Below are 20,191 nucleotides of genomic sequence, written 5' to 3'. Positions count from 1 at the left end.
CTCTAATTCTTTCCGTAAAAAGTTTCGAATTAGATTGAATAGTTTCCTAAAAAGGGAAATCTTGCCCGCATCGAAGAGAATTTTTCAACATGTCATTCAGCAGATACAAAGGTAAAAAAGTATTTATCACAGGCGGATCCGCAGGTATAGGTAAGGGAATTGCGATAGAATTAGCCAAAGCAGGAGCAAGTGTAATCGTTTCCGCCAGAGGAAAATCCAACTTAGAAAAAACTGTCGAAGAATTGAAGGCCGTAGGAGCTCCAACAGCAGTTTTCGGATACGCAGTTTTGGATGTTTCGGATAAAAAAGCCTTAGAAAAAGAAGCCAAAAAGGCAATCCAAACCTTAGGAGGATTAGACCTTCTAATTTGTAGTAGCGGATTTGCAAAAGCGGGAGAAGCTTCTGACCTAGATGAAGAAGTTTACAGAAATCTAATGGATGTGAACTATTTCGGTCATGTAAACGGAGCTCTTGCATTCAGGGACCATTTTGCCAAACAAAAAAACGGGGAGATCGTATTCTTAGCGTCTACATTGGCCTTCTTTTCTATCTACGGTTACGGAGCTTATTCCGCCAGTAAGTTTGCTATCGTAGGTTTTGCTCAGGGATTTCGCCAAGAAATGATGCTTCATGGAGTAAAGGTAAAATTATTCCTTCCACCTACGACGGATACTCCGGGGTTGGAAAAAGAAAACACGGATAAACCCGAATTGAGCAAGGAAATAGAAATGGGTTCCGCATTGAACAGAATACATGCGATCGATTCGGTAGCAAAGGCAATCTTAAAATGGATCCCGAACAAAAAGTTCATCGGATATACCGGTTGGGATTCTTGGCTGCAATATTTTCTATTTAGACATTTTCCGGAATTCAGTATTAAACTGACGGATTCCGAATTAAAATCCGCTCAGTCCAGACTGAATAAGAAAAAAGAAGTATAAACTAAGGATTCATTCTTAAGGAGACTTTATGAAACCGATTAGCAAGGATTGGAAAGAAGATATCGCCCCGGACGAAGAGATTCGTTTTGCAGAATATGTAAAAGCGTTCCAAAAGATCCAAAAAGTGAATTCCTCCAAATTCGGAAAAGGCCGCACATTACATAGAAAGCAGATCTTAGGACTAGAGGCAAAGTTCGAAGTTTTATCGAATATTCCGGATTATACAAAACAAGGTCTGTTTGCAACCCCCGGAACAAAAGACGTTTGGATCCGTCTTTCCAGCGGAAGTATGAAAATACAGCCGGATACCACGGGAGATATCAGGGGATTTGCGTTAAAGATCTTAGGAGTGAACGGCCCGAGCGCATTACAAAACGGTAATACTTCCGCTCAGGATTTTCTTCTCATTAATTTGGAAGCGTTCTCTTCTCCTAAAAGTGACGAGTTTGTGGGTGTGGTTACCGCAGCCGCAAAAGGTGGCGGTCCTTTACTAAAATATCTTTTTTCCACTTACGGATTTTTCGGAGCATTCGCAAGGATCAAAAAAGTATCAAAAAGTTTTAATAAACCTTTTAGCGGATTTGCAACGGAGCCTTTTTATAGTGCGGCGCCTATCGCATTCGGACCTTATGCATGTAGAGTCAGGCTACTTCCCCCTACCGATAGGACACCGAGCAAAGATGCCTCTAAAGATTGGGCCGGTGATATGGGAGCAAAACTTTCCGAAGGCCAATTGGTATATACATTCCAAGTCCAATTTTTTACGGATGAAAAAACAACACCGATCGAAGACGCTTCCGTGAATTGGCCTGAATCGGAAGCGCCTTACGTAACTCTCGCAACTCTTACGATCCCAACTCAGGATTTTGCATCGGAGCATGGTCTTTCTTTACAGAAAAAGATCGAAGATACAATTTTTGATCCTTGGGAAGCTTTAATGGAGCATCGCCCTTTAGGAGACGTGATGAGAGCGAGAAAACATGTGTATCTCGCGAGCCAAAAAGGGAGGGGTGCGGTTTAAAGAATTTTATTCGTTCAAAAATAAAATACTATACAAAATCATTCAGCTAAATAGATCTTGGAATCTCAGTCTATTTTTGTAGGAACATAGATGGCCTCATCTATGGGAAGACGGTGCAATTCCGTCACGGTACCCGCCGCTGTAAGAGGGACAAAAGGCACAAGATGTCACTGGGTGTAAAACCTGGGAAGACGTGCCGAGTAGGACGATCTCGAGTCAGAAAACGACCTTACAAAAATCCTGAAGCTACGTGATCCGATCTCGGATGTAAGACGGTTACGTAACTAAACTCAACATTTTTGTTCATACGATACTAAGGTGTACTCTTTTATGCCCGAATATCGTTTATATCTTGTTAGGTGAAGATCTCTTAGGAGGGATTTTTATGCGCTCGATCTCCGTTTCGAAGGATTTTTCGGGAGCCAAGTTATGGCTTAGAGGTTCCGTTCTAGCTTTGGTTGCGTTGCTTGCTATCTCTACGATCTATACCGTAGGCTTGGAACCGATGGTGTATTTGCACGATACTTTCCATGATATAAGACATTCTACGGGCTTTCCATGCCACTAAGATCCGGATTTTATCACCTATTACGGACCGGGATATTTTCCGGTCTAGTATCAGGTCTTATTTTAGGGATTTTGGTTTGTGTATGGAATCTTCCTCTGATCTTAGAAGCGGAGAAGTTCGAATCCAAATCTATATCAGAAAAATCGAATACCGGTTCAACACATGTCCATTATCACGCACATGGAGAATCTCATTCTCATACAAAACAGGCATCTAATTCTGCTAAAAAAACTACTATTGATGACGAGCTTTGGCAAAAAAGAAATTTTGGGACTTTCATTGGATCTATTCTATTAGGAATTTCTTTTGGAGTTTTGATCTCTGTTTGGATGGCATTATTCCCTCCGAACGGATTTTTAGAAAGCCCTTCCCTATCCAAGGCAGTCCTTCCAAGTATTTTAAGTACGATCGGCGGATTTCTGATCTTCTTTGGGATCCCATTTCTTGGACTTCCTCCGGAATTACCTGGCAGAGTTTCAAGTGCATACGATTATCCGGAGAGACAAGCTTGGTGGTTTCTATGTGTTGGTTCAAGTTTAATCGGAGTTTTAGGATCCCAGACCATACTATCTTATTTAAAAATCCATAATCTATTAAAATGGACCTTCGTTCTAGCAATATTCGTATTTTTTGTAGGACTTCCATTCTATCTAGGCACACCTAAAATTTCCGAAAATTTTACGGCTCCAAAAGAATTAAGGATCCAATTCGAATATGTGACCTTCTTCTCAAATCTGATCTTCTGGTTTCTATTATCCTCTTTATTTTTCCTATTTTTGAAACCAAGGCAGGTATTGGGATTCAAATGAAACCTAAAATTGCGGTTCTGGTACTTGGTCATGGAAGCAGGGAGGAAAATTCCAATTTGGAATTCGTTTCCTTAGTGGAGGCCTATTCGCTCACTCGTCCGGACCTGAAAATTTCCCATGCCTATGTGGAACTTGCAAAACCGGATATAGAAACCGCTCTTAGGGATCTTGGCGAAGAATATTCTAATATTATAATATTTCCCTTATTTTTATACACTTCCGGTCATATCAAAAACGATATTCCGATCGTTCTGGATAAGATCAAATCCGAGTTTCCGGGCCATATTTTTAAAATTGCGAATAGTTTAGGCATCCATTCTAAAATGGTATCCTTACTGAGAAAACGTGCGGAAGAATGTATACCTCTAAGCCAAGAACAATCCTCTAAAACCGGAGTGATCATCGTTAATAGGGGTTCCTCCGATCCGGATGCAAACGGTGATTTTTATAAAACAGTTCGTTTATTCCAAGAAGGAAATCATTTCTCCTTTGTTCTTCCTTCCTTCATAGGGATCACCAGCCCTCTACTTCCGGAAACTTTGGAGATGGCTTCCAAATTAAGACCGGAAAAACTTCTGGTGGTCCCCTACTTTTTATTCGGAGGAAAACTGATCCAAAAGATCTCTTCCTTGGTACAAAATTTTTCGGAAAAATTTCCATGGATCAAAACGGAACTCTCTTCTTATCTAGGTCCCGATCCGGAACTATTCTCCGTCATGGATGAAAGAATACAAGATTGTATCTCCGGAAAATTTTCCCTTCCATGCGATACATGCGAATATAGAGCTCAGCTTCCGGGTCTTTCCAAAAAAGTGGGAGGATTGAAGGCTCTTCTTTGGAGTATCCGTCATCTGGAAACTCATAACCAAGTAGCTCCTCATTTATTCCCTCATCGTAATTTACAAAAACATATATTTGTTTGTGAGAATATAGACTGCGCAAGCAAAGGAAGTTCCGCCTTAGTCGCTCGTATGAGATCCATTTTAAAATCAAACGATAGGCATTTGGATTTTAAAATATCCCGCTCTTCCTGTATGGGAAGATGCGGAGAAGGTCCAGTAGTGGTTGTCTATCCGGACGGAGTCTGGTACCAAAAAGTAAGTGTAGAGGATGCAGAGGATCTTGTTTCGGAACATCTTTTGCAGGATAGATTGGTTTCTCGTTTAGTTGATAATATTATGCAATAGGAATAGAGTATGGCGTGTCATGAAATTGCGGCTTTAAGATTAGGAATGATGAATGTTCTCGGTATCAAGGACGAATCCGTTATCCAACATGAAAAGAATGAAATAGGACCGGAGGCGCTTTTTTCTCCCGGGCCGATCCAGTCTTTGACGAATGCGAATAACTTTGAGGACTTGATCCGATTTTTCGAAGCGAGTTTGGTAGAGTTAGAACAAAAAATTTCGGGACTTTCTACAGTAGATCCTAAATCGGGATATTATACCTCTCTACTCATTCTTACTAAAAAAGTGGAATTGGATCTGAAAAATTCCGCCAAAGCCTTTCAAACCTTATACCTGGATCTGGAAGAAATGCACGATTTTGTGCATGAGATCTACCCTTCTTAGGAGGAAACCTTGGGCCAAAAATTTCTAAAATTAATCGATAAGGAAAATATAAGTCTTTCTTCGGATATATACCGTTTTGAAAGATCGGACGGTTCCGCTTTTGAGTTTGTAGGAGGACAATACGTTATCCTAAATCTAGGTAACGATGCCGATGGAAAATCCATCAAAAGGGCTTATTCCATTTTATCTTCCGATTCTAAAGCGGATTCTTTCCAGATCTGCGTGAAACGTTTAGGGACCGGAAAGGCTTCCAGTATTTTACCGAAATTAGAATTAGGAGCAGAACTGGAATATTCAGGTCCTTGGGGAAAATTTGTAGGAGATCCAACATGGCCCACTCCGGGTTTTTCTCTCATTCTGGCAACGGATACCGGCATCACTTCTCTTGCGGGACTTCTTCTTTCCAAAAAATTCTCAGACCGTTTGGATAGCACAATAACGGTTTGGTTCAAAACTAAAGAGGAGGACTTTCTTTCTGAAAAAGATTTAAGAAATCTCCTCTCGGGTATTTCCAATTTTCCGAATATATTCCAGATCCCATCTATTTCCGATCCGGATCGGATTTCCGCTGTATTAGAAATTTTGAAATCGATTTTGGGAGACTGTACTGTCCCGGAGAACGCATTTTTAAGCGGAGATGGAAATATTTTAAGGGAAGTAAGATCCGAACTAATTCGTTTAGGGACATTAGAATCCAGGATCGGAATGGAAGCATTCTTTAACACTCAAAGAAATCCCTCACCGGTCGCAAGTTTCGGAGTATAAATGGCAACCAAGGAGCTAAGAGAAGGATTTACTACCGGTGCTTGCTCCGCTGCAGCTGCAAAAGCGGCGACTCGGGTCCTTATCTTAGGCCAGGCCATTAGAGAAATTGAAACTACTCTTCCAAACAAAAGAAAAGTCACCTTCGAACTGAAACGTTGCGAGATCTCGGAAAATACTGCTGTTTGTAGTATCATCAAGGACGCAGGAGATGATCCGGATTGTACTCACGGAGCGGAGTTAACTGCAGAAGTAAAACTAAATCAAGAGAACAAGATCGTATTAAAAGGTGGAGAAGGAGTAGCGGTCGTCACAAAAGCGGGACTCGGATTGGAGATCGGAGAACCTGCAATCAATCCCGTTCCTAGAAAGAATATTACGGAAATGATATTAGAAGAACTGATAGGTTCCGCATTTTCAGGCGCAGAAGTGACCATCAGCGTTCCTGGCGGCCAAGAGATGGCCAAAAAAACGATGAACGAACGTCTTGGATTGATCGGCGGTATCTCAATATTAGGTACTACCGGGATCGTAAAACCGTATTCCACCGCGGCATATAAGGCAAGTGTAATACAGGCGATACAGGTCGCGAGAGAATATGGAGAACAATCCATCGTTTTAACTACCGGAGGAAAGTCAGAAAAGTTCGCAATGGACCTTCTTCCTAATATGAACGAGATCGCATTTATACAAGTTGGAGACTTTATAGGAACTGGGATCAAGACCGCGATCAAAGAAGATATCCATCATCTGATCATTGTAGGTATGATCGGAAAACTTTCCAAGATGGCTGACGGCGTCATGATGACACATAGAGGCGGCTCCTCCGTAAACACGAAGATGCTCGCAAATATAGCAAGATCCTTGGAGATCCCGGAGACTATTTGTTCCAGTATAGAAGCGGCGAATACAGCAAGACATGTATTAGATATTTGTAAAGAATCCGGACTTTTTTATATCACCACAAGGATCTGCGAGATCGTTTCACAAAATTGTTCCAAACACGGATTAGGCTTACGAGTTTCCACTTATATGGTGGATTTTGATGGAACTCTTTTAGGAAAATTCGAGGCTCCGGAAGGCTGGGGAATCAAAGGAGAAGCGACAAATGAATGATATGCGGCAAATGACTTCCTTGGGAAGGGAGATCGAAAATAATTCTTTTGCGATCATCGATGAAGAAGCAGGACATCATTCACATCCACCGGGAGATTGGGAAGTTGTCAGAAGGATCATACATGCTACCGCCGATTTTGAATACAAGGATCTAACGAAGATCCATGAGAACGCGATCCGTGACGGCATCCAAGCCCTGAAGAACGGATGCCCGATCATTTGTGATGTTCAGATGATCATTGCGGGTTTAAACAGTGAACGTTTGGATGCTTACGGTTGTAAAACATATAGTTTTATTAGCGATCCGGAGGTGATCCAAAGAGCTAAAGAAAATAATTCCACAAGAGCAATCGAGTCTATGCGCAAGGCTTCTAGTTTAGGACTTTTGAATGGAAGTGTGATCGCGATCGGAAATGCTCCCACTGCTCTTTTGGAGATCGTAAAACTTGTGGAAGAAGAAGGAGTTCGCCCCGCTCTTGTGATCGGGGTCCCTGTAGGATTCGTTTCCGCAGCGGAATCCAAAGAAGCGTTATTGGATATCAAATTCCAATCGGAATACTCTATCCCTTATATTCTTACAAGAGGAAGAAAAGGAGGAAGTACGATCGCGGTATCCATCATACATGCACTTTTACTTCTTTCAACGGAGAAAAAATTTTGAAAGCGGTAACCGTTATAGGGATAGGAGACGATGGTTGTGTCGGACTTTCCAGCAAAGCAATGGGTGCAGTTGCAAGAGCAAGAGTACTGGCAGGAGGAGAAAGACATCTGGATTTTTTCCCTCAATTTGACGGAGAAAGGATCGTCATCAAAAATGACGTTGTTCGCACAGCGGAGAAGATTGCTGAACTTTCCGCGGAGCATACGATATGCGTTCTTGCCTCTGGAGATCCGCTATTTTTCGGGATCGGAAATCTGATCTTAAAAAAAGTAGGAAAGGATCATGTGGAATTTATCCCGGCACCAAGTTCCGTCCAAAACGCTTTTTCTAAGATCGGGGTCAAATGGGACGATGCCTCCTTTCTTTCTCTTCACGGTAGGTCGTTCTACGGATTCATTACGAAATTGCAAAGTATTTCCAAGGTTGCCTGTCTCACTGACGAGACCAACTCTCCTTCCAAGATCGCAGAGTATCTATTACATTATTCTGAAACAGATTGGAAAGCATTCGTATGCGAGAACTTGGGAGGGAAAGAGGAGAAGGTCCGGGAATTCGAATTGGAAACTTTGGCTGGGACCTCCGATATTTCCGACTTAAACGTGTTGATCCTTCTCAGAAAAGATCCGAATTGGAAACCTTCCCCACTTCTTCCTTTTTTAGGAGAAGAAGAATATGCGAAACGTCTTCCTAAAAAAGGACTGATCACCAAAAAAGAAGTCAGGCTCCTTTCTCTTTCCGCATTAGAGATCCGCCCGGATTCCTTAGTTTGGGATATTGGAGCGGGCTCAGGAGCGGTTTCGATCGAAGCAGCCAGGATCGCCAGAGAAGGAAAAGTATACGCAATCGAAGTAGATCCGGAAGGAATAGAGATCTGCGAACAGAATATTCTCAGCCATAAAACAGATAATGTTTTCTTAATACATGGAAAAGCTCCTCAAGCATTACAAGATCTTCCCTCCCCCGACTGCGTTTTTGTGGGAGGCTCCAAGGGTAATATGAAAGAGATCCTGGAACTTTCTTGGGAAAGATTAAATCCCGGCGGATGTTTGGTGGCGAATGCAATCACCTTGGACAATGTTTCCGAGGCTTACAAAACATTCAGGGATATGGACCTGATCCCGGAGGTGAGCCTCATCAATATATCCCGAGGTCAAAAACTCGCGGATTATCTCAGATATGAGGCATTAAATCCGATCCATATTTTTAAAATTAGGAAATCTTAATACATTTTATGACTGTAAAAACTACATACGGAAAATTATACGGAGTCGGAGTCGGTCCCGGCGCGACCGACTTAATCACTCTTAGGGCGGTCCATGTCCTGAACAGAGTAGCAGTGCTTGCCATTCCAAAAAGCAGCGAATCTCTGCCGTCTTTCTCTTGGAGAGTATGCTCTCCTATCGTTCAAGAAAATGAATCTCAAGAAAAGTTATTCTTACATTTTCCGATGACCAAAGATCCGAGCATCTTAGTTCCGGCTTGGGATAAAGCGTTCAAGGAAATAGGCGTTCGACTGGAAAAAGGTTTGGATGTTGCTTTCATCACGCAAGGAGATCCTTCCGTATACAGTTCTTGGAGTTACCTGTTAGAAGAAGCTCCGGAAAGATGGCCAGGAATAGAAATGGAAATCGTTCCGGCGGTTTCTTCCATTACTGCGATCCCCGCGAGTTTACTCACTCCGCTTGCAGACGGTAGAGAAAGATTCTGCGTTCTTCCTGCGACCTATGGGTTGGAGGATCTGGAGAAACTGATCCAAGATTTTGATACGATCGTACTGACAAAAGTAGGACAGGTGGTCCCAGAACTGATAAGAATATTAAAAGAGCAGAATATTCTAGAAAATGCAACTTATGTTTCTTATGGAACCACAGATCGCCAGAGGATCGTAAAAGATCTAGAGTCCATCAAGAACGAAAACTGCGATTATTTCTCCATGGTTATCATTTCTATCCGAAGAAGGAAAGGCGTCTTAAGGGGTATTTTGGATGATTCAGAGTAGAAAACCTTATGCGATCTATGTAATCACAAAACACGGTATGAAAACCGGGAAAGAACTATTCCATTCCTTAAAGGGAGCGGATCTATTCGTTTCTCCCAAATTTATCTCGGAAGCTCCTAAGGGATCCAAACTTTTGAGTCTCCCGATGGAACCCACGTTGAGAGAAACTTTTATGGAATACGATTGCCATATTTTTGTGATCAGTGTGGGTGCAGTAGTGCGAATGATCTCCCCTCTTTTGGTCAGTAAAAAAACGGACCCTGCTGTTCTTTGTATAGATGACCAAGCAAAGTTTACGATCTGTGTTTTGTCGGGCCATGTAGGAAGAGGCAATTTTTTTACCCAGAAAATTTCCGGTCTATTGGAGAATATTCCGGTAATCACAACCGCTTCGGATGTTTCAGGGACTTTGACAGTGGATATTTTAGGAAGAGAACTAGGCTGGAATCTGGAAGACCAAGACAGAAATGTTACTAGGGCTTGTGCCGCAGTAGTAAATGAAACTAAAGTAATGTTCGTACAGGAAACAGGTGAGCCGAATTTTTGGCCCTTGGAAAAAGATTTACCCAAGGGAATAGAATATTCTTCCAGTTTAGAATATGTTGATCCGAAAGATTATGAGATCCTCCTGATCGCAAGCGATAGAACGGATATCAAAATCGAAACGCCGGAAATATATTCCAATTCGGTGATATACAGACCTAAATCCTTGGTTTTAGGATTAGGTTGCGATAAAGGAATTCCGACTGATATCGTAGAAAATGGGATCGTAAAAGTATTAAAAGAATATAATTTATCATTGGATAGTATAAAGGCAATTGCAAGCGTAGATGCCAAAAAAGAAGAACCGGCATTCTTAGAAATTTCGGAAAAGTATGGATGGGAATTCAGAACCTTCTCTCCCGAAAAATTGGACCAGGTGGAGGGAATTTCAGAAATTTCTAAAGCTGCTTCCGAATATGTGGGGACTCGCTCCGTAAGCGAGGCTGCCGCCCTTCTTCTCTCCGGATCCGAAAAATTACTCGTAACAAAGCAAAAATACAAAGAAACGGAAGGTGGAAAAAACCTAACGGTCGCAATTGCAAGGATCCCCTTTGCAGCGAGATCGGAACACCACCCCGTAATTTTGGAGAAAATATGAACGAAACTCCAAAAGGAAAATTGAATATCGTAGGGATCGGCCCAGGAAACGATTCTCATATTACTCCTGCTGCGTTATCCGCCATCAAGGAAGCGGACTCCATAATAGGATACACTACTTATATCAATCTAGTAAAACATCATTTGAGCGGAAAACAAGTCACTCGCACAGGAATGACGGAAGAGATCGCTCGTGCGCAAACTGCAGTGGAGTCCGCGAAATCGGGACAAACGGTAACATTGATCTCTTCTGGAGATGCAGGCGTATATGGAATGGCAGGTCTCGTCTTCGAAGTTTTAAGAAAAACAGGTTGGAAGAAAGGAGACTCTCCCGAGATAAAAATGATCCCTGGGATCAGCGCGGACAGCTCTTGTGGATCTCTTGTAGGAGCTCCGATGGTTCACGACTCCGCAAGGATCTCACTCTCGGATCTTTTGACTCCTTGGACTGTGATCGAAAACAGGATCGAGTCGGCTGCTAAAGGAGATTTCGTGATCAATCTATACAATCCGGCCTCCGGCAGAAGGCAAAGACAAATTGTTGAAGCAGCTCGTATCATAAAAAAATACAGACCAGGAACCACACCTGTAGCACTCGTAAAGAGCGCATATCGCAGACAGGAGAATATTCAATTTTCCGATCTGGATCATTTTTTGGAATTCGAGATCGGGATGAATACGACCGTGATCATCGGATCCTCTCAATCATTCGTTTATGAAGGATTTTTTGTAACTCCGAGAGGATACGGAAATAAATACTCTTTAGAAGACGGGTCACTGAAACCAGGACAAAACAGAGCCGTTTCCTTAAGAACGGAAAACGATCTGGCAAGTAGAATACCGAAAGAATCGCCTTCCCCTAATTTAAATATTACTAAAATACAAGGTGCGTTCGCACGAACAAGTACTACCGTATTCGAGCAAGAAAAAGAAGAAACAGTCGAAAGCCAAGATTCTTCCGTTTCCACCGCAATAAAAGTATTACAATTTTTGGGATCTTCTCCGCAAAAAAAGGAAGTTCAGATCTCCGAATTACGATCGGATGAAAAAATCCGGTATTTAGGTCGTATCGGCGGAGCCATCCTTTATCAAAGGGATGAGAATTATTATTTGATCGGAAAACTAAAACGACCGACCGACTTAGAAACATTCGGATTCCATAATATAATCGAACAAGACCAAAAATGGACAAAACTGAAAGTTAAAGATCAGGAAATCGTTTCCCAAAATCAATTTGATATTTTGATCTCTTTTCCTTCGGAAGGTTTTCCCGAAGAAGTTTATGATCGGTTTGCAATTTATAGAAATTCATCCATCAGCGAAAGGCTTTGGGACTACGTTTTAGATAATAGCCGAAAGACGCTCTGGGAAAACAGAAAATACACGGATGCAAGATGGTTGGGACATTCTCCCAAACAGGTTTGGTCCTCCTTCAGGGATACTATTTTAAAATGCGATTAAGAGAATCATTATGAAAGTATTTATCATTGGAGCCGGTCCTGGAGATCCGGATCTGATCACAATCAAAGGTGCAAGACTCGTGGAGACCTGCCCTATCGTTCTTTATACCGGCTCCCTTGTTCCTCAAAGAGTGATAGAAAGGGCCGCTCCGACAGCTAACGTATTAGATTCTTCTAAAATGACATTGGAAGACATTATTTCTATCTTAGAGGAAGCAAAGAAGAAGGACCAGGATGTTGCAAGAGTCCATACGGGAGATCCGTCTATATTCGGTTCCACTGCGGAACAAATGAGAAAAATGGATGAATTAGGAATTCCTTATGAGATCGTCCCCGGAGTTTCCTCTTTTACCGCTGCAGCGGCGATGTTAGGTAAGGAATTAACACTTCCGGAAGTTTCCCAATCCGTGGTCATCACTCGGGCGGAAGGAAGAACTCCAATGCCTGAAAAAGAGAAACTGGAAACTTTTGCATCCACCGGCGCCACTTTGGTATTCTTTTTAAGTGTTTTACATATTCGTAAAATTGTGGAAGAATTGATTCCCCACTATGGCAAGGATTGTCCGGTCTCTGTTGTGCAGAAGGCTACTTGGCCGGAGCAAAAAATAGTAACCGGTACCTTAGAAAACATAACGGCTAAGGTAAAAGAAGAAAAGATCACAGCTACTGCGATCATATTCGTGGGAAAAGTATTGGACTGTCATGATTTTGCGGACTCCAGACTGTACGCATCCGACTTCTCCCATAAATTCAGAAAAGCAAACAAGAAACGAGCCGCCTCCGAAATCGTATGAATTCTCCACCGGATAAAAAAGGACTGATCTTAGTATTCACCGGTCCTGGAAAAGGAAAAACTACTGCTGCGCTCGGAATTCTATTCAGGGCATTAGGAAGAGGAATGAAATGCGGGGTCGTCCAATTCTTAAAAGGAAAATGGGAAACAGGAGAAAGAAAATTTGCAAAAACCATCCCGGATCTGGACTTCCATGTAATGGGACTAGGCTTCACATGGGAAAGTGATGATCTAGACCGAGATAAGAAAGCGGCAAGATCTGCCTGGGATAGATCCTGCGAAATGATATTTTCAGAAAATTATAAAATACTCATACTAGACGAGATCACATACGCGTTCCATTACGGATGGCTTACACCGGAAGAAGTTTTCGAAGTCCTGTCTAAAAAACCGGAAGATCTGCATATTATACTTACCGGAAGAAATTGTCCGAATCTTTTAACAGATATGGCCGACCTGGTCACTCAGATAGAATCCCCTAAACATCCTTATAAGAGCGGAATATCGGCACAGATCGGGATCGACTATTAAAATTTTATGATACAAGAGATCAAAATACCGAGAATACTTGTTTCCGGAACAGGAAGTGGAACAGGAAAGACCACGCTTACGATCGCTCTTACCAAGGCGCTACAAGCAAAAGGTCTAAAGGTTTCTGTATTCAAATGTGGGCCCGATTATTTAGATCCCGGTTATCATTCTTTTGTTACCGGTAAAACCTGCCAAAATCTGGATGGATGGTTGATGGGAAAAGGATCCGTCATTTCCAGTTTTATAAGCGCAAGCCAAGGGTCGGACATTTCCATCATAGAAGGAGTGATGGGATTATTCGATGGACATTCTCCGAATTCAGAAGCAGGTTCCACTGCGGAAATCGCAAAATGGCTACAGGTCCCAACTATCGTTATGATCGATGCGTCGGGGATGGCAGCGACCTTCTCCGCGATCGCCTCCGGTATCAAAAATTACGATCCTCAAATTCCTATCCGAGGTTTTGTTGCGAATTATATAGGGAGTAAAAGCCATCTTTCTATTATAGAAAATGCAAGTATCCCGTTGCAGATCTTAGGAGGATTTCCTAAGTCATACGAACATTCCTTTCCGGAAAGACATTTGGGACTTCATTCCGCCGGCCCCGATATTCTAACGGAAGAAAAACTTTCTTTCTGGAAAAATCTATCGGAAGAATGGATTGATATAGAGAAGATCTTAGAAATCGCAAATTCAGCGCCTCCTCTTCCAAAGGAAGGACCGAAGGAGATCCAAACTAAAGCCAAAGACTGCAAGATTGGAGTGGCCTATGACGAAACATTTCATTTTTATTATGAGGATAATTTCAAAAAATTGACGGACTATGGAGCCGAATTAATCTTCTTCTCTCCCCTAAAAGACGCCAAACTTCCGGAAGTAGACGGATTGTATATCGGCGGGGGATATCCGGAACTATTCGCGGATAGTTTAGAAAAAAATAAAAATCTAATAGAAGAGATCAGGAATTTTGCAAATTCGGAAAGGCCTATCTATGCCGAATGCGGCGGATTGATGTATCTATCTTCCGAGATCCAAAATATAGAGGGACAAAGTTTTTCTATGGTAGGTCTTATCCCAGGAAAGGCGATCATGAGCCCGAAACTTAAAAGTTTAGGTTATGTAGAAGTCCATACGGAGAAAAGAACCATCTTGGGAGAAGCCGGAATTCGTTTCAGAGGACACCAATTCAGGTATTCGGATCTGATTTTAGAAAATGAAGATGATTCATTATTCTCCTATCATATCAGAAAACGTAACTCAGAAAAAAATACTAAAGAAGGTTATACGGTTTTAAACGTTTTAGCAAGTTATGTGCATGCGCATTGGGCCTCTAATCCTGAAATCCCTAAAAACTTTATAGATTCTTGCAGGAGATTTAAAATTTGAGCTTATTTCAAGAAGATCAGATCGGAGTCTCCGAAACCTGGTTGGAACTCCAACTTTCAAAACCTCATTCTTCTTTAAGCTGGGCAGTCGTGGGAGGAGGATACTTAACCACAAACAAGGTCTATTGGTTAAAAGTCTCCAATGCGGATCTAAGCCCTGAAATTATTCCGGAAGAATATTATAGAAATCGATTAATCGAGAAGGGAGAAAAAGAGGAAATTTTAGGCTTTATGACAAGCGCATCTCTCTTCGACTACTCCGTATCCGAAAAAAGTATGGATGGTTTGCACGTTAGATCCATTGCAACGGTAGGCCTAGGAAATGCAGTTAGAGTCGGACATTTCCTCAAACAAAACAAAAAAATTGGGACAATCAACATTCTCGTTCAAACTTCCGAAGCTCTCACCGTCTCCGCAAGCATAGAAGCAGTCTCAATTGCGTCCGAAGCAAGGACCTTAGCGGTTTTAGAATCAGAGATCCGTTTGCAAAACGAAAACAATCTTGCGACCGGCACAGGAACCGACTGTATCGGCGTCATTTCTCCTATTGGACCAAACGGAATAGACTATGTAGGAAAACATACGGTCTTTGGACATTTGATCGGGGCCAGTTCCTACGAAGCGGTCACTCAAGGTATCCTAAAATGGAAAATAGGAAAAAATCTCTCTTATTTAAGATCGTTAGATATATGAAAAAATCATTATGTTTACTAAGACACCCCAGTCTTCCTGCGGAATATGGTGGAAGATATTTAGGCAGAAAAGAAGTCTCCCTATCCGAAAAAGGGGTCCAAGAAGCAGAAAGGATAAAGGAAAAGATCCAAGAGAAATTCCGGAAAGGAATAGTATATTCAAGCCCTACAAAACAATGTAAGGAAACTCTTGAAACATTAGAATTCCCTAAAGAGATCCAGGCAGGATTCAGAGAAGAATTACAAGAATTGGATTTCGGAGAATGGGAAGGTAGATCTTTTTCGGAGCTTGCAGAATTAAATCCTGAAGATTTAAAAAAATTCGCGGACTTCTCCCCTGCTTTTCGATTCCCTAAAGGAGAAAGTTTAAACGAATTCCAAACAAGAGCGAAAGGATTTAAGGATCATATTCTATCTTCTCCCGATCGTTCCGTTTTTATTTTAAGTCATGGCGGAATTCTCTCTATTCTACTCTGTTCATTTTTAGATCTTCCTTTTTCGTTTTATACAAAATTCAGAATATCTCCTTCTACTCTTGTTTATTTAGATATATTCCGAAATGGTCAGGCAGTTCTAACCGATCTGATCCGAGTCTCTTCCACAAGGAGATCAGAATGGCCGGGATAATTTTGGTCACCGGAGGATGTAGAAGCGGAAAAAGCAGATTTGCATTAGAAAAAGCGAATTCTGTAGAAGAAAAAAAATTCTTTTTAGCCACCTGCCCGCATATAGACTCCGAAATCGATGAAAGGATACAAAGGCATAAACAAGAAAGAACAGGCTGGGATACGATCGAAGAAGAATTAGATCTTTCTTCCGTATTCGATTCGATTCCGTCAGGAGCCGTGGTATTATTGGACTGTTTAAGTCTTTGGATCAATAACTTAATGTATGCTGCAAAAAACAAAAATTCGGAACTTACCCAAGACCATATCAAAGATCTATGCAGAAAATTGGGGGAACATATTTTGAATTCAAATCTGAAAACCGTATTTTTAGTAACGAATGAAGTCGGGATGGGCCTTGTTCCCGAAAATAAAGAAGGCAGACTATACAGAGACCTATTAGGGATCTGTAATCAAACATTCGCTTTGATGGCAAACGAAGTGTATTTATTAGTCAGCGGGATCTCGATCCGGATCAAACCGCATTCGGAAACGAATTTATGAGATCGGAAAGTGTAAGTTCACATGGAGGAAATTTATCGAGGATGTCGGAGATTGCCGGAGCGGACCCTTCTGAAATTTTAGATTTTTCGTCGAACCTAAATCCTTTGGGTTTTCCGGATTGGGTCCGTCCACTGATTAACTCCAAGATCAGCGATCTGATCCATTATCCGGACCCGAATTATACTAAGGCCAGAATTTCTTTACAAAAATATTGGAATATTCCAAAAGATGAAATCGTATTCGGAAATGGCGCCTCAGAACTCATTCATATTCTTCCAAGGATCAAAAAATTCGATTTGGCAGTGATTGCCCAACCCTCATACATCGATTATCGAAAAAGTATTGAATTAGCAGGATTGCAAATCCATGAAATGCATCTTCAAAAAGAATCGGATTTTGAATTGGACTACGAGGAACTAATCGAAATTTTACGGAAAAATCCCGAAAAACAAATCTTAGTTCTATTAGGCCATCCGAATAACCCCACAGGAAGAATATTAGATAAAGAGAAAATCCTAGAGATCCGTTCAGAATATAAAAATGCGTTTTTTGTAATAGATGAATCTTTTATAGATTTTTGTTCGGATGATATTTCATTTCGAAATGATAGGTCCGAAAACCTGGCCGTTCTCTGGTCCTTGACAAAAATTTTGGCTCTTCCCGGACTTAGAATGGGGCTTTTATTAACGAATCCAAAAATTGCCTCCAAAATTTCAGAAATTCTTCCTGCATGGTCCCTGAATAGTTTAAGCGCTTCCATATTAGAAAAATTCGGAGAGGATCGTGACTTTATCCTTAGGACCAAGGATAAAATTTGTGAATGGAAGAATGGATTCCAAAAGGATCTCGAAGCTCTAAAAATTTTTCGGGTTTATGATACGAATGCGAATTTCCTTCTGCTGGAGTTTTTAGATCCAAAAAAAAATATTCCGGAATTAGAATATCTTCTTCTTAAAGAATACAAAATTGGAGTCCGGAACTGCTGCAATTTTAAAGGATTAGAAAATAATTATATAAGAATAGCGATCAAAACTTCGGAAGAAAACGAAAGACTCATACAATCGTTTCGTTCTATATTTAAGAAAAATCCGAAACCGTCTAAACTAAAAGGAGCAAAACCTGCCTTAATGCTGCAAGGAACAGCTTCCAATGTGGGAAAAAGTATCTTGGCAACCGCATTCTGTAGGATCTTTACACAAGACGGTTTCAAAGTAGCACCATTCAAATCCCAAAACATGGCATTAAATTCTTTCGTGACGTATGAGGGAGCGGAGATCGGAAGAGCGCAAGCGTTGCAAGCCCAGGCTTCTAAGATCAGAGCCGACTATAGGATGAATCCCATCCTTCTCAAACCTTCCAGCGAAAAAGATTCTCAAGTTATATTAAACGGTAAGCCGGTAGAGGCGATGGATTTCAGGGATTACATGAAATTCAAGTCAGTCGCTTTCGATGAGGTGAAAAAATCCTACGATTCACTTTCGGAGGAGTTCGATTTGCTTGTCCTAGAAGGAGCCGGTGGAGTTTCGGAAGTCAACTTAAAAGACAAAGACATAGTAAATATGAGAATGGCGGAGTATGCCAAGGCAAAAGTATTATTAGTCGGAAATATAGATCATGGAGGGGTATTCGGATCCTTCGTAGGCGCAATGGAGACTATGTCGGAATGGGAAAGAAAACTAGTTTCAGGATTTCTAATCAACCGATTCAGGGGAATAAAGAACCTACTCGATCCAGGGATCAGATATTTGGAAGAAACCACCCGTAAAAATGTATTCGGAATTATTCCATTCTTAAACGACCTAAGACTACCGGAAGAAGATTCCTTAGAATTCAAATCAGGAAGTTTAAACGATACCTCCCCTTTAGGAGACAGGATAGATATTGTTTTAATCGATACGCCTAGGATCTCTAATCATACGGATCTGGATTCTTTGAGAATAGAACCCGACGTCAGAGTCAGGATCGTTCAAAGAAAAGAAGAGATAGGGAATCCGGATGTATTAATACTCCCAGGAAGTAAAAATGTGATCACCGACCTGAACTATCTGAAAGATTCTGGCATCTCTGAAACCATTTTACATTTTCATAAAGAAGGAAGAACTGAAATTATCGGGATTTGTGGAGGCTACCAGATGTTGGGACAATCCGTCCATGATCCTTTCCAAATAGAAAGCAATTTAGGCTCCGCAGAAGGTTTAAATCTGATAGGTGTCAGAACAGTATTAGAAAAAGAGAAATTACTCAAACAAACGGAAGGTATTCACCTTCTATCCGGAAAAAAAGTATCTGGTTACGAAATCCATCATGGAAATACAAAAGAGATTTCCGCAAAACCAATTTTTCATAATTACTCCGGAGAATGTTTAGGTCATCAAGGGATCTCGGAAAGAATCTGGGGAACCTATTTACACGGAGTATTCGACGAAGACGAATTCAGAAGATGGTTCATAGATAAGATCAGGCTCAAAAAAGGAATGACGCCCTTGGGTAAAGTCCAAGCCAGATACGAGCTGGAAACTAATTTAGATCGTCTAGCGGAAGAGGTCAGAAACTCGGTGAATATGCCGGAAATTTATAGGATCTTGGGACTTACATGACTTCAATTTGGATCATTCCTGCTTCCTTACTTCTGGATCTAGGTCTTGGAGATCCTCAAGGTTCTCCTCATCCGGTCCGACTTATCGGAAAATTCGCAAGGTATATGGAGAAGGTCACAAGAAAGTATATCGTATCCGAAAAAATTGCAGGTATAATGACTGCGTTTTCAGTATATTCTATTTCTTTTATATTTCCGTGGATCATTATATTTATTTTTCGGTATATTCATCCCTTTTTAGCGGAATTGGCATCCGCATTTATCATTTACACTAGCATAGCCTTAAAGGATCTTTTGGATCATAGCAAGGACGTATATTCGGCATTGTGCGAAAAAGATTTGGACAAAGCGAGATTTATGGTTGCTAGAATCGTAGGAAGGGACACTGAAAATTTAGAAGAACCTGAAATAGTTAGGGCGGGCCTGGAAAGTGTGGGAGAAAGTCTGGTGGATGGGATCACTGCCCCGCTCTTTTTTGCAGCTATAGGGGGTCCAAGTCTTGCGATGCTTTATCGTTCCATAAATACCTTGGATTCACTATTCGGTTATAAGAATCAGGCCTATCTGAACTTCGGATGGATTTCCGCAAGAATGGATGATTTGGCTAATTATATACCGGCTCGATTGACTGCCCCTATACTTTGTATTTCATCCGCAATTTTAGGTTTTTATCCATTACGTTCCTTTAAAATATTGATTCGAGACGGAAGAAAACACCCTAGCCCCAATTCAGGACTTTGCGAAGCGGCTTTAGCGGGTGCTCTAAAGATCCAACTCGGAGGAAGAAATTATTACTCGGGAGTTCCGAGTGATAAGCCAAAATTAGGGGATCCGGATCGAAAATTAGTCCCAAACCTGATCTTAGATGCGAATAAAATTATATTTTTAACCTCTATTTTTTCCTCCGGTTTGTTTCTTTGTCTGGGACTGGCGGCTCAATTATTATACGGCAAGTTCTTCCAATCCTAAATTAATCC

At 41.3% G+C, this 20,191-nt stretch carries 21 protein-coding genes and 1 riboswitch; all 21 genes read left to right on the top strand.

Translation table 11 applies throughout. From position 1 onward, the window contains the following. The first annotated feature begins 89 nt into the window (after positions 1-89). The 21 genes from AB3N61_RS07015 to cbiB all read left to right on the top strand — a co-directional run bounded on the left by AB3N61_RS07015 (position 90) and on the right by cbiB (position 20,183). The gene (locus AB3N61_RS07015) at positions 90-941 is read left to right on the top strand and encodes an SDR family NAD(P)-dependent oxidoreductase (RefSeq protein ID WP_020768334.1); all 852 of its coding nucleotides are present in this window, start codon (positions 90-92) and stop codon (positions 939-941) included. A gap of 28 nt (positions 942-969) precedes the next feature. Continuing rightward, positions 970-1,962, top strand: coding sequence for a catalase (locus AB3N61_RS07010; RefSeq protein ID WP_020768285.1), 993 nt, complete (start codon positions 970-972; stop codon positions 1,960-1,962). 63 nt (positions 1,963-2,025) lie between these two features. After that, a riboswitch (cobalamin riboswitch) is annotated at positions 2,026-2,210 on the top strand. A 137-nt stretch (positions 2,211-2,347) separates the two neighbouring features. After that, the gene (locus AB3N61_RS07005) at positions 2,348-2,530 is read left to right on the top strand and encodes a CbtB domain-containing protein (protein ID WP_020768427.1); all 183 of its coding nucleotides are present in this window, start codon (positions 2,348-2,350) and stop codon (positions 2,528-2,530) included. Continuing rightward, positions 2,521-3,339: a CbtA family protein gene (locus AB3N61_RS07000; protein ID WP_367898888.1), complete on the top strand. Its 819-nt coding sequence runs from the start codon at positions 2,521-2,523 to the stop codon at positions 3,337-3,339. Before AB3N61_RS07005 ends, AB3N61_RS07000 begins: the two co-directional genes overlap by 10 nt. Continuing rightward, complete coding sequence (locus tag AB3N61_RS06995; protein WP_367898887.1) at positions 3,336-4,526, top strand: CbiX/SirB N-terminal domain-containing protein; 1,191 nt, start codon at positions 3,336-3,338, stop codon at positions 4,524-4,526. The genes AB3N61_RS07000 and AB3N61_RS06995 overlap by 4 nt, the downstream gene beginning before the upstream one ends. Before the next feature lie 9 nt (positions 4,527-4,535). Then, complete coding sequence (locus AB3N61_RS06990) at positions 4,536-4,910, top strand: DUF3209 family protein (RefSeq protein ID WP_020768323.1); 375 nt, start codon at positions 4,536-4,538, stop codon at positions 4,908-4,910. 9 nt (positions 4,911-4,919) lie between these two features. After that, a complete protein-coding gene (locus tag AB3N61_RS06985) occupies positions 4,920-5,675 on the top strand; it encodes an FAD-dependent oxidoreductase (RefSeq protein ID WP_367898886.1) in 756 nt (251 codons plus the stop codon). Further along, positions 5,676-6,788 carry a cobalt-precorrin-5B (C(1))-methyltransferase gene (locus AB3N61_RS06980; RefSeq protein WP_367898885.1) on the top strand — a complete coding sequence of 371 codons (1,113 nt, stop codon included), beginning with the start codon at positions 5,676-5,678 and terminating at the stop codon, positions 6,786-6,788. Next, positions 6,781-7,449: a precorrin-8X methylmutase gene (locus AB3N61_RS06975; RefSeq protein WP_367898884.1), complete on the top strand. Its 669-nt coding sequence runs from the start codon at positions 6,781-6,783 to the stop codon at positions 7,447-7,449. Before AB3N61_RS06980 ends, AB3N61_RS06975 begins: the two co-directional genes overlap by 8 nt. After that, positions 7,446-8,672 (top strand): precorrin-6y C5,15-methyltransferase (decarboxylating) subunit CbiE, encoded by a 1,227-nt coding sequence (gene cbiE, locus AB3N61_RS06970; protein WP_367898883.1) that lies wholly within the window; start codon positions 7,446-7,448, stop codon positions 8,670-8,672. Before AB3N61_RS06975 ends, cbiE begins: the two co-directional genes overlap by 4 nt. Positions 8,673-8,680: 8 nt before the next feature. Further along, positions 8,681-9,448: a precorrin-2 C(20)-methyltransferase gene (cobI, locus tag AB3N61_RS06965; protein WP_367898882.1), complete on the top strand. Its 768-nt coding sequence runs from the start codon at positions 8,681-8,683 to the stop codon at positions 9,446-9,448. Then, a complete protein-coding gene (locus tag AB3N61_RS06960) occupies positions 9,435-10,589 on the top strand; it encodes a cobalt-precorrin 5A hydrolase (protein WP_367898881.1) in 1,155 nt (384 codons plus the stop codon). The genes cobI and AB3N61_RS06960 overlap by 14 nt, the downstream gene beginning before the upstream one ends. Next, positions 10,586-12,049 carry a precorrin-3B C(17)-methyltransferase gene (cobJ, locus tag AB3N61_RS06955; RefSeq protein ID WP_367898880.1) on the top strand — a complete coding sequence of 488 codons (1,464 nt, stop codon included), beginning with the start codon at positions 10,586-10,588 and terminating at the stop codon, positions 12,047-12,049. The genes AB3N61_RS06960 and cobJ overlap by 4 nt, the downstream gene beginning before the upstream one ends. 10 nt (positions 12,050-12,059) lie before the next feature. Next, the gene (cobM, locus tag AB3N61_RS06950; RefSeq protein ID WP_367898879.1) at positions 12,060-12,842 is read left to right on the top strand and encodes a precorrin-4 C(11)-methyltransferase; all 783 of its coding nucleotides are present in this window, start codon (positions 12,060-12,062) and stop codon (positions 12,840-12,842) included. Beyond that, complete coding sequence (cobO, locus tag AB3N61_RS06945; protein WP_020768482.1) at positions 12,839-13,372, top strand: cob(I)yrinic acid a,c-diamide adenosyltransferase; 534 nt, start codon at positions 12,839-12,841, stop codon at positions 13,370-13,372. Before cobM ends, cobO begins: the two co-directional genes overlap by 4 nt. A 6-nt stretch (positions 13,373-13,378) precedes the next feature. After that, on the top strand, positions 13,379-14,758 hold the full coding sequence (locus tag AB3N61_RS06940) for a cobyrinate a,c-diamide synthase (protein WP_367898878.1): 1,380 nt from the start codon (positions 13,379-13,381) through the stop codon (positions 14,756-14,758). Further along, entirely contained in the window at positions 14,755-15,450 is a 696-nt protein-coding gene (locus AB3N61_RS06935) for an adenosylcobinamide amidohydrolase (protein WP_367898877.1), read from the top strand. The genes AB3N61_RS06940 and AB3N61_RS06935 overlap by 4 nt, the downstream gene beginning before the upstream one ends. Further along, complete coding sequence (locus tag AB3N61_RS06930) at positions 15,447-16,076, top strand: histidine phosphatase family protein (protein WP_367898876.1); 630 nt, start codon at positions 15,447-15,449, stop codon at positions 16,074-16,076. The genes AB3N61_RS06935 and AB3N61_RS06930 overlap by 4 nt, the downstream gene beginning before the upstream one ends. Then, complete coding sequence (gene cobU / locus AB3N61_RS06925; protein ID WP_367898875.1) at positions 16,064-16,618, top strand: bifunctional adenosylcobinamide kinase/adenosylcobinamide-phosphate guanylyltransferase; 555 nt, start codon at positions 16,064-16,066, stop codon at positions 16,616-16,618. Before AB3N61_RS06930 ends, cobU begins: the two co-directional genes overlap by 13 nt. Then, complete coding sequence (locus tag AB3N61_RS06920; protein ID WP_367898874.1) at positions 16,615-19,215, top strand: cobyric acid synthase; 2,601 nt, start codon at positions 16,615-16,617, stop codon at positions 19,213-19,215. The genes cobU and AB3N61_RS06920 overlap by 4 nt, the downstream gene beginning before the upstream one ends. Then, entirely contained in the window at positions 19,212-20,183 is a 972-nt protein-coding gene (gene cbiB, locus AB3N61_RS06915) for an adenosylcobinamide-phosphate synthase CbiB (RefSeq protein WP_020768164.1), read from the top strand. The genes AB3N61_RS06920 and cbiB overlap by 4 nt, the downstream gene beginning before the upstream one ends. The last annotated feature ends 8 nt before the right edge of the window (positions 20,184-20,191 follow it).

The sequence above is a fragment of the Leptospira sp. WS58.C1 genome (assembly GCF_040833995.1).
In the GTDB taxonomy this organism is placed as follows: domain Bacteria; phylum Spirochaetota; class Leptospiria; order Leptospirales; family Leptospiraceae; genus Leptospira_B; species Leptospira_B cinconiae.
This window is presented reverse-complemented; position numbering and strand designations above follow the sequence as displayed.

What these genes read in the sequence shown, in the direction of transcription:
- AB3N61_RS07015 (WP_020768334.1), top strand. Translation starts at nt 90, where the DNA reads ATGTCATTCAGCAGATACAAAGGTAAAAAAGTATTTATCACAGGCGGA.
- AB3N61_RS07010 (WP_020768285.1), top strand. Translation starts at nt 970, where the DNA reads ATGAAACCGATTAGCAAGGATTGGAAAGAAGATATCGCCCCGGACGAA.
- AB3N61_RS07005 (WP_020768427.1), top strand. Translation starts at nt 2,348, where the DNA reads ATGCGCTCGATCTCCGTTTCGAAGGATTTTTCGGGAGCCAAGTTATGG.
- AB3N61_RS07000 (WP_367898888.1), top strand. Translation starts at nt 2,521, where the DNA reads ATGCCACTAAGATCCGGATTTTATCACCTATTACGGACCGGGATATTT.
- AB3N61_RS06995 (WP_367898887.1), top strand. Translation starts at nt 3,336, where the DNA reads ATGAAACCTAAAATTGCGGTTCTGGTACTTGGTCATGGAAGCAGGGAG.
- AB3N61_RS06990 (WP_020768323.1), top strand. Translation starts at nt 4,536, where the DNA reads ATGGCGTGTCATGAAATTGCGGCTTTAAGATTAGGAATGATGAATGTT.
- AB3N61_RS06980 (WP_367898885.1), top strand. Translation starts at nt 5,676, where the DNA reads ATGGCAACCAAGGAGCTAAGAGAAGGATTTACTACCGGTGCTTGCTCC.
- AB3N61_RS06975 (WP_367898884.1), top strand. Translation starts at nt 6,781, where the DNA reads ATGAATGATATGCGGCAAATGACTTCCTTGGGAAGGGAGATCGAAAAT.
- cobI (WP_367898882.1), top strand. Translation starts at nt 8,681, where the DNA reads ATGACTGTAAAAACTACATACGGAAAATTATACGGAGTCGGAGTCGGT.
- AB3N61_RS06960 (WP_367898881.1), top strand. Translation starts at nt 9,435, where the DNA reads ATGATTCAGAGTAGAAAACCTTATGCGATCTATGTAATCACAAAACAC.
- cobJ (WP_367898880.1), top strand. Translation starts at nt 10,586, where the DNA reads ATGAACGAAACTCCAAAAGGAAAATTGAATATCGTAGGGATCGGCCCA.
- cobM (WP_367898879.1), top strand. Translation starts at nt 12,060, where the DNA reads ATGAAAGTATTTATCATTGGAGCCGGTCCTGGAGATCCGGATCTGATC.
- cobO (WP_020768482.1), top strand. Translation starts at nt 12,839, where the DNA reads ATGAATTCTCCACCGGATAAAAAAGGACTGATCTTAGTATTCACCGGT.
- AB3N61_RS06940 (WP_367898878.1), top strand. Translation starts at nt 13,379, where the DNA reads ATGATACAAGAGATCAAAATACCGAGAATACTTGTTTCCGGAACAGGA.
- AB3N61_RS06930 (WP_367898876.1), top strand. Translation starts at nt 15,447, where the DNA reads ATGAAAAAATCATTATGTTTACTAAGACACCCCAGTCTTCCTGCGGAA.
- cobU (WP_367898875.1), top strand. Translation starts at nt 16,064, where the DNA reads ATGGCCGGGATAATTTTGGTCACCGGAGGATGTAGAAGCGGAAAAAGC.
- AB3N61_RS06920 (WP_367898874.1), top strand. Translation starts at nt 16,615, where the DNA reads ATGAGATCGGAAAGTGTAAGTTCACATGGAGGAAATTTATCGAGGATG.
- cbiB (WP_020768164.1), top strand. Translation starts at nt 19,212, where the DNA reads ATGACTTCAATTTGGATCATTCCTGCTTCCTTACTTCTGGATCTAGGT.